Origin of the sequence: Thioclava pacifica DSM 10166, from assembly GCF_000714535.1 — a bacterium.
Taxonomy (GTDB): Bacteria; Pseudomonadota; Alphaproteobacteria; order Rhodobacterales; family Rhodobacteraceae; genus Thioclava; species Thioclava pacifica.
Genome location: NZ_AUND01000008.1, coordinates 1 through 22701, shown reverse-complemented (window position 1 = coordinate 22701; position 22701 = coordinate 1). Strand labels below are relative to the sequence as shown.

Below are 22701 nucleotides of genomic sequence, written 5' to 3'. Positions count from 1 at the left end.
ACGATCGAGATCGACGGGTTCTGAATGATATCGACCTCTGCACTCGCGGTGCGAGGATCGAGAATTTCGGCGACTGTCACGGTCACGACATTGTCGATGTCGCCGTCCGGATCTTCTATCGTCAGCAGGTCGCCGTCATTGTCGTCATTGTTGTCGGGTTCGGCGGTGCCGTTGCTGTCGAGATCGATCTGCTGGACGGTGTAGGTGCCGGTATAGGTCCAGACCTCGTCGACATCGAGAAGGCCATCGAGATCGAGATCGCCCACCGGACCGCTGAGGCTATCGAGCAGCGGATCGCTGACGAGAACGTTCGAAAGCGCGACATCGCCGGTATTGGTCAGCGTGATCGTGTAGGTGATCACGTCCCCCGCCGCATCCACACTGAGCACGTCGGCCGTCTTGGTCACCGTAAAATCGGGATTCGAGGGCACGATAGCGGACCGCGAAAGAGAGCGGTCCTGGTTCCCCGTGCCGACCACCTTGATGGTCGTCGCGTCGTCCTTGTAGGCTTCCATGTCGATGAGACGCATATGATAGGGAGACCCGCTCGGGTTCGCCAGATCTTCCCAATCATCGTTGGTCGCAATATGGCCACCCCAGGCGAGGACAGCGTCTTCGCCGCTTGCGCCGCTATAATCGAAGATCACCGTGAGAGATTGCTGGGAATTGCCAGAGAAATCCCCGCTGAGGTTATAGATCTGGCTGCCCACATATGCAGAGGTGAGCGAGGTCGTCGAGTAGGCTCCCGAGATGTAATTGTCGAAGCCTGTGACCTCTGCCTCGTCGCCGTTGCCCCAGACACCATCGCCGGAGAGGAAATAGACGTCGTCGGCGGTGCCGAAGTCACCGTCTGCGCCAGCCAGCGCGTAACCGGTCAGGGTCGCGCCATACATGGTGAAGCTGCCGCCTTCCTGGACGATGTCGTCAGCCGTGCCGAGGATTCCATCCACGCCTTCCGTGACGTTGAGATCAATCGCGACGTCCAGAGAGCTCGTGGGGGTCGGGCTGAGCACCGTTCCGTCCACGGGGTCAGGAACTGTGTCACCGGCGTGTGTGCTCCCGGGGCCGAAACTCTCATCGTAGCTGCCGAGGTAGTCGAGAGCGTGCTGCCCCCCCTCGGTTACGTCATATTCGATCGTCAGGAAGTAGGTGCCTTCGGTCAGATCCGAGATCGTCGCGCGATACGGAACGAAATCCCCTTCCGAATAGCGTGCCTGCTGCTCGTTGAGATTGCCGTTCACCCATTCGTCGCCATCGCCCGGCGTGGGAATGACGCTGTTGCCGTTCTTCCACTGGTCGAGATTGTAGCTCGCCGAGTCGGTGAAGCTCGAATAGGCAGTGCTGTCCCCGCTTGTGGCGCTCAGCAGGAAGGTTTCATTCAGAGAGTCATCGGGGTTCACATACCATTCGGTAACGATGACGCCGTTGGCCTCTCCGTCGAGGTCGCCTTCGCCGCCGTCAACAACGGTCCAGCTGTCATGGCCGTCGCCGCCCAGATCAACCGTGGTGTCGTCGGCGGTGCCGTAGATGCCGTCGGGGCCGGGGTCGGTGACGTGATCAACTTCGAAGGTGACGCTGCCACCTTCTTCGACGCCCTCGGCGGTGATGATCGCGGTGGACCCGGGCGAGTAATCGTCCTGATCGCTACTGACTGTGAGACCGTCGGAGCCGACAATCTGTTCATCACCGAGAATGATCTCGTTATTTTCTTCCAGCGCCATTGGTCAGCCCCCTTTAAACAGACCAGCCAATGCGCACGCGTCCACACCGCGTTACGCATCATCGGGCCAGCCCGAAAAATCCCACACCCTTACCGGTCGAGAGAGAGCCTTGCCTGAGAGCCTCGGTCTGTCGGGAAGAAATGGCCGTCGCACGCGCGCCCAAGCCATCAGGTCGGAAATTCAACCCTTCACGACAGAGTCGTCGTCTTTGTTATCAGTATGTTTTGATGTCCCACACACATTTGGAACGTAGGGTCACAAAGGCTCACGAACCTGTCAACGCGCCCGCGAATAAATCAATCAAGGGTTGCAGTCTTTCAAAAGGCGCACATCCACTACGAGATTTTTCGGATAATTTTGCCGCGACGCAGCGCAAATTCGCGCGAGCGCGGCCGACAGGACACCCGCGGCGGGCGAGGCCGGAAAAGGCAAAATATTCAATGAAAAAAAGCAGGAGGCGACGCGAGCGCAGCCTCCAGATCAGTCACCTACGCAACGCTCAGTGAAGGGCACGCAGCGAATTGAGGATCGCGGAATTGGGGCAGTCGTCAGGGATCGGCTCGGGCTCCGCCCCTTTCTCGGCGAGGATCGCCATGCACAGCTCGGTGCGCCCGCAGGTCCGGCATGTGGTGATCATTTGCGCGAAATCGGCCTGGGTCAGAAAGCCGTCATGCATCGCCTCGGAGATATTCACTCCGATCCGACGCGCCATGCCGCGGGTCAGCCAGAAGTTCAGGTCGATACTGTTTTGCATACCCATCATTCCACTCCTTCGGTCCGGGCCCGGGCGGCTTCGCGCAACCGGGACATCATCAGGCGGTTCTCACAATAGGAAGGCGGAGCCTCGGCAGGTGCCTGCGCGGGATCGCGCTCCGAGAGCCAGACCACGCAGGCCTCGGGATCAGTGCATTCGGTGCAACGGATCAGTGCATCCTTCCAGCCCTCGCCACTCAGCCGACCCTGCGCCATCTCGGCGCTCAGATCGGCCCCCATGAGCTGCGCCATGCGATTCATCATGGCGGCGTGACGGTTGAGATTCTTCGCTGCGCACATGGCCGGTCTCCCTGTGTGATGCGGGCAGTGTGCCGCAGCATCAGGGGGGAAGCCATGATTCAGATCAAGCCCCGGTTGTCTCTCCCGGCCCACCGAACCGCGCAGCGGTATCTTGCGCAATCGCGGTGATGCGTGCGCGCTCCGCCTCGATCCTTAGCGCCTCTTGGGACAGCTTGGCGGCCCGCAATGCCTGCATCGCCGCAGGTTCGCCAAAATGGTCGGGCTGGATCTTCGCGAGCGCCGCGAGCACCTCCTGAAGCCGCAAGGCGACTTCGAACATCCCCGCCCCGTCGCGACCGATCGCCGAGAAGGCATCCTCGATCAGCTGACCGGGCGCGATCGGGCGCACAAAGACGCGCTCGAATTCGCGATGCGGCGTGCCGGGCGGATGCCAGTCGGCCAGCACGCGGATCAGCCGCCCGAGAATATCGATGCCGGTACCCGGATCATTGATCCCCGGCGAGAGCGCGCGCGAGGCGATCTCGGCCAGAGCGATCAGGCCGAATTGCGGATCCTGATCAAAGTCGCGGGCATGGTCGATCGTGAAGGCGTCGCGCACGGCTTCTTCGATCTCATCGCGCGTCGCGGCATCGCCCGGCAGCGCATCGCAAAACACCAGATCGACCGCACGATGCACGAATTCGCCGGGCGGCGCGCAGAGCCAGATCCGGCAGTCATGGGCGTGCGCGATCTTCTCGAGCGCCCCAATGTCGACATGCTGGACATGCCCGGTGCGGTCCGACGCCACCCCAAAAACACCCTTTGGCGGCTCTTTCCAATACTGAGCGCGCAGCCAGGGCTCGGCGCAGCGGGTGACGAGCGCGTCACGCGCAGCCCGCTCCACGCGCGAGATCACATCGCCCAGACGCCCGAATTCGCTCAGATGCTGCACCCAGCGCAACAGCGACAGCACCACGATCGCCACGACGATCAGAGTAACCACCAGCAGGATAAAGCGGCCGGAATCGTCATAGATTTTGGCCTCGAGCGCAATGATGCCGACCAGAGAGAAGACGAAGGCGCCGATGAAGCTCGCCAGCACGTTCTGCGTGATCCGGTCGGTTTGCAGCAACTTGATCGCGCGCGGTGTGGCCCCGGTCTGGGCCGAGCCGAAGGCGGTCACCATGATCTGCAAGGAGAAGGTCGTGACGGTAAGCATCGCGGTAGCGATGATCTTCAGGATCGGCTCGACCGAGCCCGCGCCCATTTTCATGCCAAGCTCGGGCGGCACGAGATAACCAAAGCCTGCCGCCCCCAGCGCGGTCACGATGCCGAGCAGGCCGAAGGCACTCACCCGCACCCAGATCTCGCGCAAGACATTCTTCAACCGCCAGCGCAGTTGCGAAAATATCGCCATTCGTCCCCCGTCATGGGCGCATCGCGGCGCCCTCTCGTTTCGGACTCAATCGCTCAACGGGCCGCCCGGTTCCCTGCCGATGCAGCCCGGTGCAGCTCGGCCACGGTGTCGCGAACCACATCGATGCGCAAGGCATTGGGAGGGTGCGTACCCAGAACCCGATCGCCGGGATCGGGCAGGCGCATGAAGAAAGCGGCCCCCTTGAGCGGATCATAGCCCGCATCCCAGGTGATGATCGTGCCGAGCCGATCCGCCTCGAGCTCGTAATCCTTCGAATAAATCCGCGAACCAAGCTCCGCGCCCAGCCGCCGTGCCTGCTGGATCGTATGCGCATCCGCCCCCTGCGCTTGTGCGGCACGCCCGAGGAATACCGCCCCGATCACTGCGTCGCGCTGGCGCGAGGCGATATGGTCGGCGATGTGATGGGCGGCCTCGTGGCCGATCACGAAGGCCAGCTCGTCGGCATTGCGCACCTCGCCCACCAGCGCGAGCGTCACCCCGATCACCGGACGCCCGGCACGGTCGGTGGTCTGGAAAGCATTGGGCGGCTCGTCGAGCCGGTCATCGACCACGAGCCGGTAATCGCAATTGCGCCCTGTGGTGCGCGCGCGGCACTCCGCCTCGATCTGCGGCTCCATGCGCTGCGCCACCGCCACCAGCCGATCCACCGCCTTCTCGGCGCGGGCGGTGAGTTCGGGCGATGATGCCGGCGCGCTTGGCGTTTGCGGCACAGGTGTCGTCACGCAGCCCGCAAGCGCGATCAGCAGGGGCAGAAGGATCAGGCGAGACAGGCGTGAGATCGGCATCGGCTCGGGCAAACAGTTCGGAAACGGTGACAAATTTCGGTGCTCTCGCGTCAGTTTAGCCCGGCCCGGCCCTTTCGCCTAGCGCCTGCGCGATCAACTGTGTCCTGCCACGCGCGATTTCGCTTCCGCCGCCGCGAGGCCCGCGCTAGCATCGTTCCATGTTTACCATCGAACACGAATTCGACTCGACCGTGATCACCCTCGTCGACGAGGGGGCGGATCCGCGCGACTATCTTCAGGAAGACATCACGATCTCCTCTTTCGAGGATTGCGTGGTGGTCGAACAGCTCGACGAGCAGACCGACCAGGTGCAGACGATCACTTTCAGCCACGCGCAGCTGCGCGAGCTGGCGGCGGCGCTGAACCTGCCCGAAGGGGTCTATCGCCTCAAGCAGAGCGAAACCCCGACCGAGGACGGCTGAGCCTCAGTCGAGGCGGAAGACCTTGTCGCGGGCGGTCTCGCCCCGGATGAGTGTGAGCCGCGTCTTCGCGACCCCCAGCGCCTTGGCGAGAAGTTTCTGCACGGCGGCATTGGCCTTACCGCCCTCTGGCACCACCGTGACATAGGCGCGCAAGCCTTCGTCGCCCATGCGAATTTCGTTACGCGAAGCCTTTGGCGTCACGCGCAAAGCGATTTCGGTGCCGGACACGGCGAGGTGGCTCAGATCGGTCATCGGTCGCGCAGCATAGGGTCTGCTCGCCTGCGCACAAGCCGCCTGCGCGCGCCTTGCGGGGCCGCATGGTTGCATTCCGTCCGCGCCCGCCCGATATCTGGCGCAGGAAACGGAGACGCTGATGACCGACATGACCCCCGTGAACCCCGCCAGACGCAACGAGGCGGCGATGGAGTTTCTTCTCACCCGCCGCTCGCGCCCGGCCAAAACGCTCGTGGGCCCTGCCCCCGATGCCGACGCGCTGCGCGAGATCCTGACTGCGGGCGCTCGCAGCCCCGATCACGGCAAACTCGAACCTTGGCGTTTCGTGGTGATCAGCCGCGAGGCCGCTCTGCGCCTCGGGGCCGAGGCGGAAGCCCGCGCGCAGGCGCAGGGCCTGCCTGCGGACAAGGTTGCGAAGGCGGGCAAACAGTTTCTGGACAGCCAGCTTTGCGTCGCGGTGATCCTTTCGCCCAAAGAAAGCGATAAAGTCCCCCATATCGAGCAGGTCTATTCCGCGGGCGCGGTCTGCCTGTCTCTTCTCAATGCCGCATTGGCCGCGGGCTGGGGGGCGAACTGGCTGTCGGGCTGGGCCGCGCATGACGAGGCCTTCGGGCGTGACATGCTCGGGCTGAAGCCGGGCGAGAGCGTCGCGGGCTTCATTCATCTCGGCACCGAGGCCCTCACCCCGGTCGACCGCCCGCGCCCCGATCTCGACGCCATCACCAGCTGGATCACCGAATGATCTTCGCAAGTTACGTGAAAGCCTGGGGCGATCTTCTGCGCCCCGGTGCGATGAAGGTTGTGGGTATCGGCGTCGCGCTGTCGCTAGGACTGCTGATCGCGATCTATGTCGCGATGGTCTGGCTGATCGGCTGGCTGGTGCCCGACAGCTTCTCGCTGCCCTTTATCGGCGAGATCGGCCATATCGACACTGCGCTCTCGATCGTCTCCGCCGGGATCATGTTGATTGCGAGCATGTTCCTGATGGTGCCCGTCGCCTCGGCCTTTACCGGGTTCTTCCTCGAGGATGTGGCCGAGATGGTCGAGGATGCGCATTACCCCACCCTGCCCCCGGTGCGCAAACTGAGCCTCTTCGAAAGCCTCTCGGACACGCTGCGCTTCTTCGGGGTGATCATCGTGGCGAACCTGATCGCCCTGGCGATCTATCCCTTCGTGATCCCGCTGGCGCCCTTCCTGTTTTTTGGGCTCAACGGCTATCTTCTGGGGCGCGAATATTTCCAGATGGCCGCATTGCGCCGGATGGAGCGCGACGAGGCCCGCGCACTTTACGAGCGCAACAAGGCGACCGTCTGGGCGGCTGGCGCGCTGATGGCGGTGCCGCTTTCGATTCCACTGCTGAATCTCTTCGTTCCGGTTCTGGGAGCTGCGGGCTTCACCCATCTGTTCCACGCGATCATGGGCCGGCGCGGGTAAGCCTCGCCGCGCGGCTCACATCTCTTCCTTGACGCCCTTGCGGATCAGCAGCCAGTTCACCGGATAGGCCGTCACGAATCCCGCCATCATCGCGATCTGCATCGCGAACCAGAACGCGGGATCGGCGGCCGTGACATCGGCGCCCCAAAGTCCCTTGAAGAGGGCGAAATGGAAGATCGCCATCATCCCGTACATGCCGATCTGCCAGGAGGTGAGCGAGGCTATATCGGCCTTCGCAGCCTCGCGCAGGCCTTCGCCAAGCCCGAGCCCGCGCATCGGCGCGATCGAGAAATACTGAAACACGATGCCAATCGCGAGGGCGAAGACATAGTCGATCCCCCAGAGTGCGAAGATCCTCTCGCCCCAGAACCCCGGCCAACCGAAGGGGATCAGCACCGCAGGGATCATCAGCGCAAGGCTCTCGGCGGCGATATCGCCCAGCGTGCAGCCCGCCCCGCAATGCAGCGTCCCTTTCGCGACAGAGACCGGGAACGGCGCACCCCCATGGCCCGACCAGCGCCGGTGGAACCAGATGACCAGCGGCCCGGCAAAGAGACCGCAGATCGGCCAGACCCAGGCCATGATCGCCATATGGGGCAGCTGGCGGCGCATCTCGCGCAGCAGGTAGAGGAAGGACAGAACGCCTATCGTAAGCGCCAACCAACTGAGCAAAGTAAACCAAAGCGGGATCATGGGGCCTCTCTTTCAGCCCCTCAACCCGTCAGCGCCGGTCCCCGTTCCGCGCGCTCAGCGGCGCAGGCGGCCGAAGAAGTCGATATCTTCCAGCGTGATCATGCCCGACAGCAGGATGCCCGCGATGATTGCCCAGAGCACGATGGCGACCCCGGTGGTGATCTTCACCTTCGCACCCAGATGCGCCTCGTGCGGCGCGCCCGCATGGGTGCCTGGCACGATCTCGTCGACATCGCCTTGGGTCTTCAGCTTGATCGGCAGGACCATGAAGAAGACCATGAACCAGATCACCGCGAAGAGAATGATCCCGCCGGTGAGGCTCATCAGACCTGCTCCAGCTCGATCAGGCAGCCGTTGAAGTCCTTCGGATGCAGGAACAGCACGGGTTTGCCATGCGCGCCGATCTTCGGCTCGCCGGTGCCCAGAACCCGCGCGCCTTCGGCTTTCAGCTTGTCGCGCGCCGCGAGGATGTCTTCGACCTCGAAACACATGTGATGGATGCCGCCCGAAGGGTTCTTCTCCAGAAAGCCGTTGATCGGGCTGTCGTCGCCCAGCGGATAGAGCAGCTCGATCTTGGTGTTCGGCAGCTCGATGAAGACCACCGTCACGCCATGATCGGGCTCGTCCTGCGGCGCGCCGACCTTGGCACCCAGCGTGTCGCGATATTGCGCCGAAGCGGCCTCGAGGTCGGGCACGGCAATGGCGACATGGTTCAGGCGTCCGATCATCTGGCTCTCCTTCGTGGCTCTGCGCCCTTTGCCTAGCGGGGCGGAGGGGTTCGCGCAAGCCTCGAGGCCCCTGTTCGCGTTAACGCGGCGTTAGGCAGTTTGCGCCCTACTGAAGCGGACACGCGAATCTCGCACGGGGGACAGACATGAGTGATACGATCGACGCCATCGCCAACAAGCCGCCGACGCCCGAGCGCCCACTGACCGGGCTGACGGTGCTGCTGGTCGAAGACAGCCGCTTCGCCTCGGAGGCGGTACGGTTGCTGTGCCTGCGCTCGGGGGCGCGGATCCGACGCGCCGACTGTCTGCGCTCGGCGCATCGACATCTTCGGACTTACCGGCCGGGCGTCGTGATCGTCGATATGGGCTTACCCGACGGCTCGGGCGCCGAGCTCATCACCGAAATCCGCGGCCTGCGCGGAACGCTGCCGGTGGTGCTGGGCACCTCGGGCGACACGGACCTGCGCGAAGCCGCGATCGCCGCCGGGGCGAACGGGTTTCTCGACAAACCCGTCGAAAGCCTTGCGGTCTTTCAGGAGGCGATCCTCGCCGCCCTGCCAAGTGAGCAGCGCCCGCCCGGGCTGCGCATTCTCTCAGACACCGTCGTCACCCCTGACCCGATCGCGCTGCGCGACGATCTCCAGCACCTCGCCGAGGTACTCAAAGCCGGGCGCGACGGCGCACAAATCCCCTATGCCGCGCATTTCCTGGCCAGCGTCGCGCGCTCGGCCCATGACGCCGCACTCGATCAGGCGGCACGGCGGCTGGGGCGCTCGGGCGGGCCGTCACAGGCCGATATGCGCGCGGTGAACGGGCTCCTTGCGGCGCGCATCGCGGCGGGTGCAGCGATTTGAGGCGGGCGATGCGCAGAGACGGACAGGAACCTTGCGCGGGGCCCGCACGTTGATCCGTCGAAATTCATTTTTGACGGAGGAATACCGATGCCCTCGATCTATGACGAGATCAAGAAAGACCACGACCATCACCGCGCTCTGCTCAAGACCATTGCCGACACCACCGGTGCGAGCGACGAACGCAAGAAAGCCTGGGACGAGTTCTATTATGACGTGAAGGCCCATGGCGCGGCCGAGGAAGAGACTTTCTACTCGAAACTGATGAGCAAAACCTGGGGGCAGGACGCCGCGCGTCACTCCGTCGAGGAACATGCCGAGATCGACGATCTGCTCGAAGAGCTCAACGAAATGGACATGGCGAGCCCCGGCTGGCTTAACAAGTTCAACACGCTTGCGCATGACTACAATCACCATATCGACGAGGAAGAAGAGGACATCTTCAAGCGGGCGAAAGAGGTCATCGACAGCTCCGAGATCGACGGCTATGGCGAGCGCTTCCTGAGCCGAAAGAAGAAAGAGCTGACGCTGGTCGACGCGAAGCTTCAGGATCATCTCGAGGATTGATCGGGGCGCGGGCAGGACTGCCGCAGGGGGACTATCCCCCGCTGGCGACACCGGCCCCCCGGGACATGTCATGCGGCTGAAAGAAGAAGGCCCCGCTCGATCCGGAGCGGGGCCTTTTTCATGTGCAGTGAGCGCGCGGGATCAGTCTTCCCTGGGAAGAACCCGCAGGCGCAGCTCGCGCAGCTGTTCGTTGGTGGGCTCCGAAGGCGCGCCCATCATCAGATCCTCGGCGCGCTGGTTCATCGGGAACATGATGACTTCGCGAATATTGGCGGTGTCGGCGAGGATCATCACGATCCGGTCGATGCCAGCCGCGCAGCCGCCGTGGGGGGGCGCGCCGTATTTGAACGCCTTGACCATGCCTCCGAAGCGCTTCTCGACTTCATCCTTGCCGTAGCCCGCGATTTCGAAGGCGCGATACATGATCTCGAGCTTGTGGTTGCGGATCGCACCCGAGAGGATCTCGTAGCCGTTGCAGGCGAGGTCGTATTGGTATCCCTTCACGTCGAGTGGATTGCCCGAAAGCGCCTCCATCCCGCCTTGCGGCATCGAGAACGGGTTGTGGCTGAAGTCGATCTTGCCCTCGTCATCGGCCTCATACATCGGGAAATCGACGACCCAGGCGAATTTGAACTGGCTCTTGTCGGTCAGGCCAAGCTCTTCGCCGATCACGTTGCGCGCACGGCCTGCGACCGCCTCGAAGCTGGCGGGAGCGCCGCCGAGGAAGAAGGCCGCATCGCCCTCGCCCAGACCCAGCTGCTGCCGGATCGCCTCGGTCCGCTCGGGGCCGATATTCTTCGCCAGCGGGCCCGCGCCTTCGAGACCCGAGCCGTCTTCTGCCTTGCGCCAGAAGATATAGCCCATGCCCGGCAGGCCCTGTTCCTGCGCGAACTTGTTCATCCGGTCGCAGAACTTGCGCGAGCCGCCCGTGGGGGCCGGGATCGCGCGGATCTCGGTCCCTTCTTGCTCGAGCAGTTTCGCGAAGATCGCAAAGCCCGAGTCGCGGAAGTGATCCGAGACCACCTGCATCTCGATCGGGTTGCGCAGGTCAGGCTTGTCCGAGCCGTATTTCAGCATCGACTCGGCGTACGGGATTCGCGGCCAGACCGGATCGACGGTGCGGCCATCGGAAAATTCCTCGAACACGCCCTGAATGACCGGCTGCATCGTGTTGAAGATGTCCTCTTGCTCGACGAAGCTCATCTCCACGTCGAGCTGGTAGAAATCGGTCGGCGAGCGGTCGGCGCGCGGGTCTTCGTCACGGAAGCAGGGCGCGATCTGGAAATATTTGTCGAAGCCGCCGACCATGATCAGCTGCTTGAACTGCTGCGGCGCTTGCGGCAGCGCGTAGAACTTGCCCGGGTGCAGGCGCGAAGGCACGAGGAAGTCGCGCGCGCCTTCGGGCGAGGAGGCGGTGATGATCGGGGTCTGGAATTCGTTGAACTCCGCATCCCACATCCGCTTGCGCATGGATTTCACCACGTTCGAGCGCAGGATCATCTTGTCGTGCAGGCTCTCGCGGCGCAGGTCGAGGAAGCGATAGGCCAGACGGGTTTCTTCCGGGTAATCCAGCTCACCGAATACCGGCAGCGGCAGTTCCTCGGCCTCGCCCAGAATTTCGATCTCGCGGACATAGACCTCGATCTCGCCGGTCGGGATCTTCGGGTTCACGAGGCTCGCGTCGCGCAGCTTCACCGTGCCGTCGATGCGGATCACCCATTCCGAGCGCACCTTTTCCATCGCCTTGAAGGCGGCCGAGTCGCCATCGCAGAGCACCTGCGTCATGCCGTAATGGTCGCGCAGGTCGATGAACAGCACGCCCCCGTGGTCGCGCACGCGATGGACCCAGCCCGCGAGGCGGACGGTCTCACCGGCATTGGCGGCGCTCAGATCGGCGCAGGTATGGCTGCGAAAGGCATGCATGGGAGGCTCCCCGGATCGGAATTGCGTATCGTCGCGCCGATACACCTGTTGAGCGGGGAAAAGTCAAGCTGTGCGGAGGTTCACAGCCGCCTCTCGCTCACGTCACGCTGCGCCGGGTCGAAAAAACGTCAACTTTCAGTTAAGTTGATCTCCATGGGGAACCCCGATCCGCATGTCCGGTTCTCCTTTCGGAGGCCAGCCGAGGGGCGCAGCCGCGTCCCGCAAGACCCGGAGATGCCAATGAGAGCTTGGGACGCGTTACTCGACCGCATGCTGCGCCATCTGGTGCGCAAAGGCTCGCTGGAGTTGATCTACCCCGATGGAACCGAACGCCGATATGGCGACGCCACCGGCACGCCGATCCGGATCACGGTTCGCAACCCCGACGCCGTGCGCAAAATCGTGCTGAAACCCGATCTGGGCGTCGGCGAAGGCTACACCAACGGCGATTACACGATCGAAAATGATGACCTTCGCGGGTTTCTCGCGCTCGCGATCTCGAACCAGACCGGGGCGGGCATGCCCTGGTTCGAAAAGCCGCGCGAGGCGAGCCGGTTCTTCGGCCGCCGTTTCGCGCAGTTCAACCCGGTCAACAAGGCGCGCACCAATGTCGCGCATCACTACGATCTCTCGAGCGCGCTCTACGATCTCTTTCTCGACAAGGACCGGCAATATAGCTGCGCCTATTTCGAGCGCTCCGACATGACGCTGGAAGAGGCGCAGGAAGCGAAGAAACGCCATATCGCGAAGAAGCTCCTGATCGAGCCGGGGATGCGCGTTCTTGATATAGGCTGCGGCTGGGGCGGCATGGCGCTGACGCTGGCGCGTGATTTCGACGCGCATGTGGTGGGCGTCACGCTGTCGAGCGAACAGCATGCGATGGCGCGCGAGCGGGTGAAGGCGGCGGGGCTGGAGGACAAGATCGACATCCGGCTGATGGATTACCGCGACGTGAGCGAAAGCTTCGACCGGATCGTTTCTGTGGGCATGTTCGAGCATGTCGGCGTGCCGCATTACCGCGAGTATTTCTCGAAACTGCGCGAGTTGTTGAAACCGGGCGGCGTGGCGCTGATCCATTTCATCGGGCGTTCCGGGCCGGCCGGGGCAACGGCGGATTTCATCACGAAATACATCTTCCCGGGCGGCTATTGCCCGGCGATGTCGGAAGCCTCGAACGCAATCGAGCATGAGGGGCTCGTCACCACCGATCTCGAGGTCTGGCGGCTGCATTATGCCGAGACGCTCAAACATTGGTGCGACCGGTTCGAGGCGAATATCGAAAAGGCCACCGCGCTTTACGACGAACGTTTCTGCAGGATGTGGCGGTTCTATCTGGTCGCCTCGGAGATGGCCTTTCGGCATGGCGGGCAGGTGGTGTTCCAGTATCAGCTTGCCCATGAGGTCGGCGACGTGCCGCTGACGCGCGACTATCTCTACCGCGACGCGGAAGACGAGGAACGACGGCTCGCCGCCGAATGAGCTGCGTGCCTCTACCGCTTTGCCGCGAAAAAGCCCTTGAGCAAAGCCTCGGCCTCCGCCGCACCGATCCCGTCATAGACCTCGGGCACATGATGGCTTTGCGGATGGGTGAAAACACGGGGTCCATGCGCCACGCCACCCGATTTCGGGTCCGCCGCACCGTAGTAAAGCCGCGCGATCCGGGCCTGTGAAATGGCCGAGGCGCACATCGGGCAAGGCTCCAGCGTGACATAGAGATCGTAGCCCGGCAGCCGTTCGGAGCCCGCCGCCTTGCAGGCGTCGCGCATCGCGAGGATTTCGGCATGGGCCGTGGGATCGGCCAGCTCGCGCGTACGGTTGCCCGCCGCCGCCACGACCTCGCCCGCAGGCGAGACCACGACCGCGCCCACAGGCACCTCACCGCGCTCGGCGGCCGCGCGCGCCTCGTCCAGCGCCTGTTGCATGAAAGACCGGAAACTCATGCCCCTTCATCGCGTGCAAACCCGCCCTTATCAAGACGCTTCCCAAGTGAGATGGAAAGGTGTAGAGCGCGAACCTTCGCGCCCGAGTGAGTCCGGCGCCCCCTCCCTTTGAAGGAACCTGACATGACCCATGCTCCCAGCAAACCCGCCTCCAATGAACGCGTCGCCAAGGTGATTGCACGCTCCGGCGTGGCCTCGCGCCGCGACGCCGAAAAGATGATCCTCGCCGGCAAGGTTGCGGTGAATGGCAAGCAGATCACCTCGCCCGCGCTCGACGTGGCGCCCACTGACAAGATCACCATCGACGGCAAGCCGATCGACGCGCCGCAGGAAACGCGGCTCTGGCTCTATTACAAGCCGCTGGGGCTGGTCACGACCGAGAAGGACGAACAGGGTCGCCGCACGATCTTCGACGAAATGCCCGAGGGCATGCCGCGCGTGCTGAATGTCGGCCGTCTCGACCTCAATTCCGAAGGGCTGCTGCTGCTGACCAATGACGGTGGCCTCAAGCGCCGCCTGGAGCTGCCCGAGACCGGCTGGCTGCGTAAATACCGCGTGCGCGTCAACGGCCGCCCCACCGAGCAGCTGTTCGATCCGCTGCGCCAGGGTATCACCATCGACGGCGAGGAATTCCTGCCGATGGAGGTTTCGCTTGACCGCCAGCAGGGCGCGAATGCCTGGCTGACCGTGGGCATCCGCGAAGGCCGCAACCGCGAGATCCGCCGCGCCATGACCGAAATCGGGCTGCAGGTGAACCGCCTGATCCGCATCAGCTACGGCCCCTTCCGCTTGATCGACATGCAGCCGGGCGACGTGATGGAGGTGAAGCGTCGCATGCTGCGCGACCAGCTTGGCGGGCTTCTGGAAGACGCGCCAGCCGGCGGCGACGAGCGGCCCGAGCGCAAGCCGCGTCGCGATGGCGACCGCCCCGAGCGTGGGTCGCGCGATGGCAAGCCTCGCTTCGGCCGTGACCGCGACGATCGCCCGCGGGGTGACAAACCCCGGTTCAACCGTGACCGCGATGATCGCGGCGACGAAAAACCGCGTTTCGGCCGTGATCGCGATGACCGTCCGCGGGGTGACAAACCCCGCTTCAACCGGGATCGCGACGACCGTGGCGGGGATGACAAACCGCGCTTCCGCAAGGATCGCGACGAAGGTGGTCGCGAGGATCGCCCGCGCAAGCCGCGCACCGGCGGGTTCAAATCCGACCGTGACGGTGGCGACAAGCCCCGCTTCAACCGTGATCGCGACGACCGTCCGCGCGGCGACAAGCCCCGTTTCAACCGCGATCGCGATGATCGTGGCGAGGACAAACCGCGCTTCCGCAAGGACCGCGACGACCGTCCGCAGGGCGACCGTCCGCGCTACAACCGGGATCGCGACGACCGCGATCAGGGGGACAAGCCGCGCTTTGGCAAGCCTCGTTTCGAAGGCAAGCGTGAAGGTGGTCGCGATGACGGGCCGCGCAAGCCGCGCGCAGGTGGGTTCAAATCGCATCGCGATGAGGGCGACAAGCCGCGTTACGACCGCAAGCGCGAGGACCGGCCGCAAGGGGACAAGCCGCGTTTCAACCGGGACCGTGACGACCGCCCGCAGCGGGACAAACCGCGCTTTGGCAAACCGCGCGGCGAGCGCCCCGAAGGCGGCAAACCGCGCTCGGAGGGGTTCAAGTCCCACGGCGGGAAACCGGGGGGCAAACCGCGCTCGGAAGGCTTCAAGTCACATGGTGGCAAACCCGGCGGCAAACCGCGCGCCGAAGGGTTCAAATCCCACCGCGACGGTGACCGCAAACCCGGTGGCCGCCCCTCCGGCAGCGGCCCCAAGGGTGCACCGCGCGGCAAATCGCGCGAGTGATCAACTGAAAGGCAACCGCCGAAGGGGAAAAGCACGCGCATTTTCCCTCGGCGGTTTTGCGCGAATTTCACACCCCGCCTCTGGCACAACTCCGCCAGCCTGCCTATAAATTCCCCTAGGGCGCGGAAATTCCGCGCTCTCGTGAGGCTGGCACGGGGGGCTGGCAATGTCGCGCAGCGCGCAAAAGAGGATCGCTTTCTGGTTGATGATCGCGCTGACGCTGTCGGTCGCGCTCACGGGGAGCGTCTGATGGCCCAGCGTTTCGGCGGAAAATACAGCCCGCAAGGCACGCCCCGCAGCGGCCCCGACCTGAGCGACGCGCGCAGCATTCCCGCTCATCGTCGCCCCGATACCCGTCATCCCGAAGAGGGCCGCCCGTTCTGGATCGTGGCGGCCGCCCTGCCCTTTCTTCTGGGCGCTTTCGGCGAGGGCCCCTTTGCCCTGGCCCGTGCGCTTGGAGCCTTTGCACTGATCGCGGGGGCAGCCTGGACGATCCGCGAGGGGCTGCGCGCCGAGTTTGCCTATGTCGCCCGCGCCGCGGCCCGCCGCCCTGCTTTTCCGCGCAAGATCGTGGGCTCTGTCCTCTACGGCATCGGCCTCGCGCTTGGTGCTCAGGCACCCGAGCTTGGCCTCATCGGCGCCGGCGCGATCGGCGTGATCGGCACGATCGTCTCGCTCGTGGCTTTCGGCTTCGACCCGATGAAAGACAAGGGCATGGAAGATATCGACCCGTTCCAGCAGGAGCGCGTCGCCCGTGTCGTCAAGGAAGGCGAGGCCTACCTCACCCAGATGCGCAGCGCCATTACCCCCTCGGGCGAGCGCATGCTGATCTCCCGCGTCGACCAGTTCGCCACCACCGCGCGCGATCTCTTCCGCGCGGTCGAGGAAGATCCCGGCGATCTTGCGCAGGCGCGCCGCTACATGACCGTCTATCTGGAGGGCGCGCGCGACGCGACGGTGAAATTCGCCGATCTGTGGCGCAATACCCGCGACGAGAAGGCCCGAGACGATTACGCGGCCCTGCTTGACGACCTCGAAGCCAATTTCACCGCCCGCACGAAAAAAATGCTCGAAGACGGGCGCGAAGGGCTAGAGATCGAGATCGAGGTTCTGCGTGACCGGCTTGCCCGCGAAGGGGTTGTGACCGCGAACGGACGAAAGTGACATTTTAAGAGTGAGAGCGGGCGATTTGCCCGATGCCGCAAGGAGGCCTGAGATGACCGAGACGACCCGCCAGAAGGCGACCGAGCTGATGACCGAGGTTGAGGGACTGACCGGGACCCTCCTGCCCGAGCCGGGCCCTGCCGAGGCGGTGGTGCCGCTCGATCAGGCGCCTCCGGAGACGGCCGAGGCGATCCGCTCGCGCATGGCCGAGCTCGACATGGGCGATACCGGCTCGATCGTGCAATTCGGCTCGCGCGCGCAGACCGACCTTCAGGCGATCAGCCAGGAGATGCTCTCGGGTGTGAAGAACAAGGATGTGGGCCCCGCGGGCGACAGCCTGCGCCGCATCGTCACCACGATCCGCGGCTTCTCGGTCTCCGAACTTGACGTGCGCCGCACCCGCAGCTGGTGGGAGAAGCTGCTGGGCCGCGCCGCGCCTTTCGCGAATTTTGTTGCCCGTTTCGAAGAGGTACAGGGCCAGATCGACCGCGTGACCGATGAGCTTCTGAGCCACGAGCACAAGCTGCTCAAGGACATCAAGTCGCTCGACATGCTCTATGACAAGACCCTGCGTTTCTATGACGAGCTTGCGCTGTACATCGCGGCGGGCACCGAGAAGCTGCACCAGATCGACACGGTCGATATTCCCGCGCTGGAACAGGCCGTGGCCGATGCGCCTGAAGAGGACAAGGTGCTCAAGGCGCAGGAACTGCGCGACCTGCGCGCCGCGCGCGACGATCTCGAGCGCCGGGTGCATGATCTCAAGCTCACCCGTCAGGTGACGATGCAGTCGCTGCCCTCGATCCGGCTGGTGCAGGAAAACGACAAGAGCCTCGTGACGAAGATCAACTCGACGCTCGTGAACACCGTGCCGCTGTGGGAAACGCAGCTGGCACAAGCGGTGACGATCCAGCGTTCGCGCGAGGCGGCAGGCGCGGTGCGCGAAGCCAATGATCTCACCAACGAGCTTCTGAAGGCCAATGCCAAGAACCTGCGCGAAGCCAATGCCGAAATCCGCACCGAGATGGAACGCGGTGTCTTCGATATCGAGGCGGTGAAGGCGGCCAATGCCGATCTGATCGCGACGATCGAGGATAGCCTGCGCATCGCCGATGAGGGCAAGCGCAAGCGCGCCGAAGCCGAGCACGATCTCGTCGAGATGGAGCACAAGCTGCGCGACACGCTGGCGGCGGCGAAATCCTCCGCGCAGGGCGGCGGGGCCGCCTGATGCTGCGCGGGCGCGCCTTGCGTTGGACGCTCGGGATCGCGGGATGCCTCGCACTCTCGGGCTGCATTCCGGGGATGGGCGGCTCGCCGCTCGCCCCGCGCAAGGCAGCGCGCCCGCCCGAAGCCCCGGCCGATCTCGACCGCTCCGGAGTCGCGACGCCCAGCGCGCTCTCACGTGAGTTGCACGCCTATTACAGCCGCACCGCCGCCGAGATGGAGGCGCGCGGCCAGCTGCGCACCGATGTCGAGCCGCGCGACGCCCCCTTCACCACGCGCCAATTGGCGCAGGATTTCGTGCAGATCGCGCTCTATGACGAGTACACGCCGCAAGGCGGTGGGTTCGTCGCGCGCCAGACGCCCTCGCGCCTGCGCCGCTGGGAGCAACCGGTGCGCATGGATATCGAGTTCGGCGCGGCGATCCCGAAAGCCGACCGCGCTTCGGATCGCGCCGAGGTCACCGCCTATGCCAGCAAGCTCGCGCGGGCCTCGAAACATCCTGTCAGCGTGGTGCGCGGCGGCGGCAATTTCCACGTGCTCTTCCTGACCGAAGATGAACGCCGCGGCATCGGCCCGCGCCTGCGCGAACTGGTGCCCGGCATCGACGAAACCAGCGTCGAGGCGATCACCAACCTTCCGCTCTCGACCTATTGCGTGGTCTTCGCGTTTTCCGAAGGGAACAGCCCCGTCTACAGTCAGGCCGTGGCTGTCATTCGCGGCGAGCACCCGCCGAGCCTGCGCACGAGCTGCATTCACGAAGAGCTTGCGCAAGGTCTTGGACTCGCCAATGACTATCCGCGCGCGCGCCCCTCGATCTTTAACGATGACGAGGAGTTCTCGCTGCTGACCAAGCATGACGAGCTGCTGCTGCGCATCCTCTATGACCCGCGCCTGCGTCCCGGCATGACCGAGGCCGAGGCACGCCCGATCGTGACCACAATCGCCGCCGAATTGATGGGCGGCGAGAGCTGAGCGATGACGAGTCATCGCCATATCCTCCCTGTTGCCGCGCTGGCGGTCCTGCCGTTCGGGGCGCTGGCAGGGGCCACGGGCACCCCGCAATCCGCGCTCGACTGGCTGCGCGCGGGCGCGGGGTTCGAGACCCGGCTGCATGACGGGGGCACATGGGCCGCTGAAGGCGGCGAGATCTACGCCACTGATCCGCTGACGCTGTGGAACCGTCGCGATGCCCCCTTGCGTGTGCCCGAGAGCCCGGCACGGCTGGTGGGGCTGCAGGAGACGACCGAGGGCCGTACTGCCTTCATGGCGCTGATCTGGTCGGATGCGCCGGTGGTCTGCGGCAAGGAGCTGAGCGTGATCGGTGTCGATACCGGGCTTGCGGGCTTTCTGACCCCGGCCGATCTCGCGGCGCTCGATGACTATGGCAGGCCTCATGAGGGCGAGCTCTATGTCGGACCCTATGCCGACCAGCTCGACGCGCAATATCCGACCGTGCCCTTCCTCGTCGAACTGCCCGGCGGCGCGCGCTTTCCCGTCTCGGGGTCGGGCTGGGGCGATGGCGGCTACCCCGTCGCAAGCCTTCACGACGCGCAGGGCCGCATGGTCGCGCTCTACGCACAATTCATTACCGGTGACAAAGGCTGGCTGGACCCGCCGCCCTGTCCCGCGCAGAACAGTTGATCACAGTATCAGGAGAGACCCATGGGCATTCTCGACTTCCTTTCCGGCGAGTTCATCGACGTTATCGGCTGGACCGACGACACCCGCGACACGATGGTCTGGCGCTTTGAGCGCGAGGGACATGCGATCAAATATGGCGCGAAGCTCACGGTGCGCGAGGGACAGGCGGCGGTCTTCGTCCATGAAGGCCAGCTCGCAGATGTGTTCGGCCCCGGCCTCTACATGCTGGAAACGAACAATCTGCCGATCCTGACCACGCTCCAGCACTGGGATCACGGGTTCAAATCGCCCTTCCAGTCCGAGATCTATTTCGTCAACACGACCCGCTTCAACGACCTCAAATGGGGCACGAAGAACCCGGTGATGGCGCGCGACCCCGAATTCGGGCCGGTGCGCCTCCGCGCGTTTGGCACCTATTCGATGCGCGTCACCGATCCGGGCAAGTTCCTGACCGAGATCGTCGGCACTGATGGCGAATTCACCTCGGACGAGATCAGCTACCAGCTGCGCAACGTGATCGTGCAGGAGTTCTCGCGCGCGATCGCCAGCTCGGGCATTCCGGTGCTGGATATGGCCGCGAATACCGCCGATATGGGCAAGCTGATCACCAAGGCGATCGCGCCGACGATTGCCGCCTACGGTCTCGAGCTGCCGGAGTTCTACATCGAAAACGTCTCGCTGCCCGAGGCGGTCGAGGCCGTGCTCGACAAGCGTACCTCGATGGGGATCGTGGGCGATCTGAACAAATACATGCAGTTCAACGCCGCCGAGGCGATGGGTCAGCCGGGCTCGGGCGCTTCCGCCGGAATGGGCGCTGCGATGGGCGCGGGCATGGGCGCCGGGATGGGCATGGCGATGGGCCAGCAGATGGGGCCGTGGGGGCAAATGCCGCAACAACCCGCCGCTGCAGCTCCGCCGCCTCCGCCCCCGCCGGTCGAGAAGGTCTGGCATCTTGCGGTGAACGGGCAGACGCAGGGGCCCTACGGACGTGGGCATCTGGGACGGATGGTCTCCGAGGGCGCGCTCACCCGCGATAGCCTCGTCTGGACACCAGGCCAGAACGGCTGGATGCGTGCCGAGGACGTGACCGAACTCGCGCAGCTCTTCACCATCGCCCCGCCCCCCCCGCCGCCCGCTGCGCCGCCTGCGGGCTGAGCGTATGACCGGAATTCCGAAAGTGGGGCGGAGCAAGTCTTCCGCCCCGGCCGACCCGCGCGGCGAGAGCCATTATCACTGTGAAAGCTGTGGCGCTGATCTGCGCTTTGCCCCGGGCCAGACGAGGCTCGTCTGTGACCATTGCGGCCACGTGCAGGATATCCCCGCTGCGACCGGGCGCGGTGAGGCGCATCTGCGCGAAATCCCTCTGGAACAGGCGCTCAGGCGTGAGATGCCCCCGCAGGAGATGGAGGAACACCGCACTGTCTCCTGCCCCAATTGCGGCGCGACGATCGAGCTGCAAAACGGCGAGCACGCCACCGAATGCCCGTTTTGCGCGACCCCCGTCGTCACCGATACAGGCACCACGCGGCTGATCAAGCCGCAAGGCGTCCTGCCCTTCCAGATCACCGAGGACCAAGCCCGCGCGGCCCTCTCGAAATGGCTGGGCTCACTGTGGTTCGCGCCCAATGGGCTCTCGCAATATGCCCGCAAGGGGCGGCGAATGACCGGGATTTACGCGCCGTTCTGGACCTTCGATGCCGCGACCCGCACTCGCTATACCGGTCAGCGCGGTGATGCCTATTACGAGACGCGCACCGTGCACACCGACAAGGGCCCCCGCACCCAGCAAGTGCGCCGGATCCGCTGGAGTTCGGTCTCCGGTCAGGTCGCACGGGATTTCGACGACGTGTTGATCTATGCCGCGCGCTCGCTGCCGCCCGGTTATGTCCAGGCGTTGCAACCCTGGGATCTGGGAGCCCTCGAACCCTATCAGCGCGACTATCTCGCGGGCTTTTCAGCCGAGGGCTACACGGTCGAACTGCATGAGGGGCATCACGCCGCTCAGGCCGAGATGATCCGCGTGATCCAGACCGATATTCGCCGCGATATCGGCGGCGACGAGCAGCGCATCGGCTCGATGGATCCCCGCTTCTCGGCCGAGACCTTCAAGCATGTTCTGCTGCCGGTCTGGACTGCCGCCTACAAGTTCCGCGGCCGCTCCTACCGGTTCGTCGTCAACGCCCAGACGGGCCGGGTGCAGGGCGATCGCCCGTGGTCACCCTGGAAGATCGCCTTCGCGGTGATTGCAGCGCTGATCGTGGTCGCGGCGGTTGCCTATCTGAAGCGCTAAGGCGAGTTCAGCGCCGCCCGGGCAGATCCTCCATGCCGAAGGCGATGCCTTGGGGCGCGAGCCAATTGGCGAAACGCACCACCTTTTCATCAAGCGAACAGGTCGTGCCCTGTCTCGCCATTTCCACCTCGTAGGCGGCCCGCAGATCTATCTGCCTCTCGGGCGTGAGCTCGGTCCAGCGCGTCATGTCGTCTCCTTGTATTCGCGACAAGCCATTCTGATATACTGTGCAAGTTGAATGCAAAGGAGCGGTGACATGACCCAATCCTACAGAGTGACCTGTCTCGATTGCGGGCAGGCGAACCGAGTTCCCGCCGACAAGCTCGGCGCCAAACCCAAATGCGGCACCTGCGGGGGCTGGCTGGTCTCGCACAAAGTGGCCGAGGTCGATTTCGCGACGCTCGCGAAGGCCGAGAAGGACGACCTGCCGCTGCTGGTCGATTTCTGGGCGCCCTGGTGTGGCCCCTGCAAGGCAATGGCGCCGCAGTTCAACATGGCCGCCGAGCAGCTGACCCCGCACGTGCGCCTCGCCAAGATCAATACGCAGGTGAACCCCACCGCGACCCAGCGCTACCGGATTCAGGGCATCCCCGCCTTCATCCTGTTTCAGAAGGGGCGCGAAGTCGCGCGTGCCGCCGGGGCCCGACCGGCAGGCGATCTGGTCGCCTTCGTGAAATCGAAAGTTTCGATCCCAGCCTGATCGGAAAGCGCTGGCCGGGGTCGAAAAAATTCGCGCCAGCGCGGGCGGGCCGCTTGACAAGCCCGGCGCCTTGCGCGAAATACCCGGCCACGGTTA

The 22701-nt window shown here is 64.5% G+C and carries 26 protein-coding genes; 14 read left to right on the top strand and 12 right to left on the bottom strand.

Features of this window, described 5'->3' with window-relative positions; translation table 11 throughout:
- The 5 genes from TP2_RS05500 to TP2_RS05480 form a co-directional block, all read right to left on the bottom strand.
- Window positions 1-1721, bottom strand: a 1721-nt coding sequence (locus TP2_RS05500; RefSeq protein WP_038074617.1) for a DUF11 domain-containing protein, incomplete at its 3' end; no start/stop codon positions are given.
- Between the two features lie 499 nt (window positions 1722-2220).
- A complete protein-coding gene (locus TP2_RS05495) occupies window positions 2221-2481 on the bottom strand; it encodes a DUF6455 family protein (protein WP_051692213.1) in 261 nt (86 codons plus the stop codon).
- Window positions 2481-2774, bottom strand: coding sequence for a DUF6455 family protein (locus TP2_RS17895; RefSeq protein WP_051692211.1), 294 nt, complete (start codon window positions 2772-2774; stop codon window positions 2481-2483). The genes TP2_RS05495 and TP2_RS17895 overlap by 1 nt, the downstream gene beginning before the upstream one ends.
- A 64-nt stretch (window positions 2775-2838) precedes the next feature.
- Window positions 2839-4131 carry a DUF2254 domain-containing protein gene (locus TP2_RS05485; RefSeq protein WP_051692209.1) on the bottom strand — a complete coding sequence of 431 codons (1293 nt, stop codon included), beginning with the start codon at window positions 4129-4131 and terminating at the stop codon, window positions 2839-2841.
- Between the two features lie 53 nt (window positions 4132-4184).
- Complete coding sequence (locus tag TP2_RS05480; protein ID WP_051692219.1) at window positions 4185-4937, bottom strand: M48 family metallopeptidase; 753 nt, start codon at window positions 4935-4937, stop codon at window positions 4185-4187.
- A 158-nt stretch (window positions 4938-5095) separates the two neighbouring features.
- Between TP2_RS05480 and TP2_RS05475 the strand changes: the two genes are divergently transcribed.
- Entirely contained in the window at window positions 5096-5359 is a 264-nt protein-coding gene (locus TP2_RS05475; RefSeq protein ID WP_038074614.1) for a hypothetical protein, read from the top strand.
- 3 nt (window positions 5360-5362) lie between these two features.
- On the opposite strand, the gene TP2_RS05470 is transcribed toward TP2_RS05475, so the two are convergent.
- Window positions 5363-5611, bottom strand: a complete 249-nt coding sequence (locus TP2_RS05470; RefSeq protein ID WP_038074610.1) for a DUF167 domain-containing protein — start codon at window positions 5609-5611, stop codon at window positions 5363-5365.
- Between the two features lie 121 nt (window positions 5612-5732).
- On the opposite strand from TP2_RS05470, the gene TP2_RS05465 reads away from it, so the two are divergent.
- Together TP2_RS05465 and TP2_RS05460 are read left to right on the top strand one after the other, a co-directional pair.
- Window positions 5733-6335 carry a nitroreductase family protein gene (locus tag TP2_RS05465; RefSeq protein WP_240473713.1) on the top strand — a complete coding sequence of 201 codons (603 nt, stop codon included), beginning with the start codon at window positions 5733-5735 and terminating at the stop codon, window positions 6333-6335.
- Complete coding sequence (locus tag TP2_RS05460; RefSeq protein ID WP_038074608.1) at window positions 6332-7027, top strand: EI24 domain-containing protein; 696 nt, start codon at window positions 6332-6334, stop codon at window positions 7025-7027. Before TP2_RS05465 ends, TP2_RS05460 begins: the two co-directional genes overlap by 4 nt.
- 15 nt (window positions 7028-7042) lie before the next feature.
- On the opposite strand, the gene TP2_RS05455 is transcribed toward TP2_RS05460, so the two are convergent.
- From TP2_RS05455 to mce, 3 genes are read right to left on the bottom strand one after another with little or no spacing between them, the layout of a single operon-like run.
- On the bottom strand, window positions 7043-7720 hold the full coding sequence (locus TP2_RS05455) for a DUF4396 domain-containing protein (protein WP_038074605.1): 678 nt from the start codon (window positions 7718-7720) through the stop codon (window positions 7043-7045).
- A gap of 54 nt (window positions 7721-7774) precedes the next feature.
- Entirely contained in the window at window positions 7775-8044 is a 270-nt protein-coding gene (locus TP2_RS05450; protein WP_038074603.1) for a DUF1467 family protein, read from the bottom strand.
- The gene (mce, locus tag TP2_RS05445; RefSeq protein ID WP_038074600.1) at window positions 8044-8448 is read right to left on the bottom strand and encodes a methylmalonyl-CoA epimerase; all 405 of its coding nucleotides are present in this window, start codon (window positions 8446-8448) and stop codon (window positions 8044-8046) included. The genes TP2_RS05450 and mce overlap by 1 nt, the downstream gene beginning before the upstream one ends.
- Window positions 8449-8594: 146 nt before the next feature.
- Between mce and TP2_RS05440 the strand changes: the two genes are divergently transcribed.
- Window positions 8595-9302, top strand: coding sequence for a response regulator (locus TP2_RS05440; RefSeq protein WP_051692208.1), 708 nt, complete (start codon window positions 8595-8597; stop codon window positions 9300-9302).
- 87 nt (window positions 9303-9389) lie between these two features.
- Window positions 9390-9866 (top strand): hemerythrin domain-containing protein, encoded by a 477-nt coding sequence (locus TP2_RS05435; protein ID WP_038074597.1) that lies wholly within the window; start codon window positions 9390-9392, stop codon window positions 9864-9866.
- Window positions 9867-10007: 141 nt separating this feature from the next.
- Here TP2_RS05435 and aspS read toward each other — a convergent pair whose 3' ends face one another.
- Entirely contained in the window at window positions 10008-11789 is a 1782-nt protein-coding gene (aspS, locus tag TP2_RS05430; protein ID WP_038074593.1) for an aspartate--tRNA ligase, read from the bottom strand.
- 240 nt (window positions 11790-12029) lie between these two features.
- Between aspS and TP2_RS05425 the strand changes: the two genes are divergently transcribed.
- Window positions 12030-13268, top strand: a complete 1239-nt coding sequence (locus tag TP2_RS05425; RefSeq protein WP_038074590.1) for an SAM-dependent methyltransferase — start codon at window positions 12030-12032, stop codon at window positions 13266-13268.
- Between the two features lie 11 nt (window positions 13269-13279).
- Here TP2_RS05425 and TP2_RS05420 read toward each other — a convergent pair whose 3' ends face one another.
- Complete coding sequence (locus TP2_RS05420) at window positions 13280-13729, bottom strand: nucleoside deaminase (protein WP_038074588.1); 450 nt, start codon at window positions 13727-13729, stop codon at window positions 13280-13282.
- 123 nt (window positions 13730-13852) lie between these two features.
- Here TP2_RS05420 and TP2_RS05415 point away from each other — a divergent pair, with 123 nt between their 5' ends.
- The 7 genes from TP2_RS05415 to TP2_RS05385 all read left to right on the top strand — a co-directional run bounded on the left by TP2_RS05415 (window position 13853) and on the right by TP2_RS05385 (window position 21905).
- Window positions 13853-15586: a pseudouridine synthase gene (locus tag TP2_RS05415; protein WP_038074586.1), complete on the top strand. Its 1734-nt coding sequence runs from the start codon at window positions 13853-13855 to the stop codon at window positions 15584-15586.
- A 249-nt stretch (window positions 15587-15835) separates the two neighbouring features.
- The gene (locus tag TP2_RS05410; RefSeq protein WP_038074584.1) at window positions 15836-16750 is read left to right on the top strand and encodes a 5-bromo-4-chloroindolyl phosphate hydrolysis family protein; all 915 of its coding nucleotides are present in this window, start codon (window positions 15836-15838) and stop codon (window positions 16748-16750) included.
- 52 nt (window positions 16751-16802) lie between these two features.
- Window positions 16803-17978 carry a toxic anion resistance protein gene (locus TP2_RS05405; protein ID WP_038074582.1) on the top strand — a complete coding sequence of 392 codons (1176 nt, stop codon included), beginning with the start codon at window positions 16803-16805 and terminating at the stop codon, window positions 17976-17978.
- Window positions 17978-18946, top strand: coding sequence for a DUF2927 domain-containing protein (locus TP2_RS05400; protein ID WP_038074580.1), 969 nt, complete (start codon window positions 17978-17980; stop codon window positions 18944-18946). Before TP2_RS05405 ends, TP2_RS05400 begins: the two co-directional genes overlap by 1 nt.
- A gap of 3 nt (window positions 18947-18949) precedes the next feature.
- Entirely contained in the window at window positions 18950-19615 is a 666-nt protein-coding gene (locus TP2_RS05395; RefSeq protein ID WP_038074577.1) for a DUF4241 domain-containing protein, read from the top strand.
- Window positions 19616-19636: 21 nt separating this feature from the next.
- Entirely contained in the window at window positions 19637-20770 is a 1134-nt protein-coding gene (locus TP2_RS05390; RefSeq protein WP_038074574.1) for an SPFH domain-containing protein, read from the top strand.
- Between the two features lie 4 nt (window positions 20771-20774).
- Window positions 20775-21905 (top strand): TFIIB-type zinc ribbon-containing protein, encoded by a 1131-nt coding sequence (locus tag TP2_RS05385; protein ID WP_038074571.1) that lies wholly within the window; start codon window positions 20775-20777, stop codon window positions 21903-21905.
- 7 nt (window positions 21906-21912) lie between these two features.
- On the opposite strand, the gene TP2_RS05380 is transcribed toward TP2_RS05385, so the two are convergent.
- Window positions 21913-22092, bottom strand: coding sequence for a hypothetical protein (locus TP2_RS05380; protein ID WP_038074568.1), 180 nt, complete (start codon window positions 22090-22092; stop codon window positions 21913-21915).
- 69 nt (window positions 22093-22161) lie between these two features.
- Here TP2_RS05380 and TP2_RS05375 point away from each other — a divergent pair, with 69 nt between their 5' ends.
- The gene (locus tag TP2_RS05375) at window positions 22162-22605 is read left to right on the top strand and encodes a thioredoxin domain-containing protein (protein ID WP_038074565.1); all 444 of its coding nucleotides are present in this window, start codon (window positions 22162-22164) and stop codon (window positions 22603-22605) included.
- The last annotated feature ends 96 nt before the right edge of the window (window positions 22606-22701 follow it).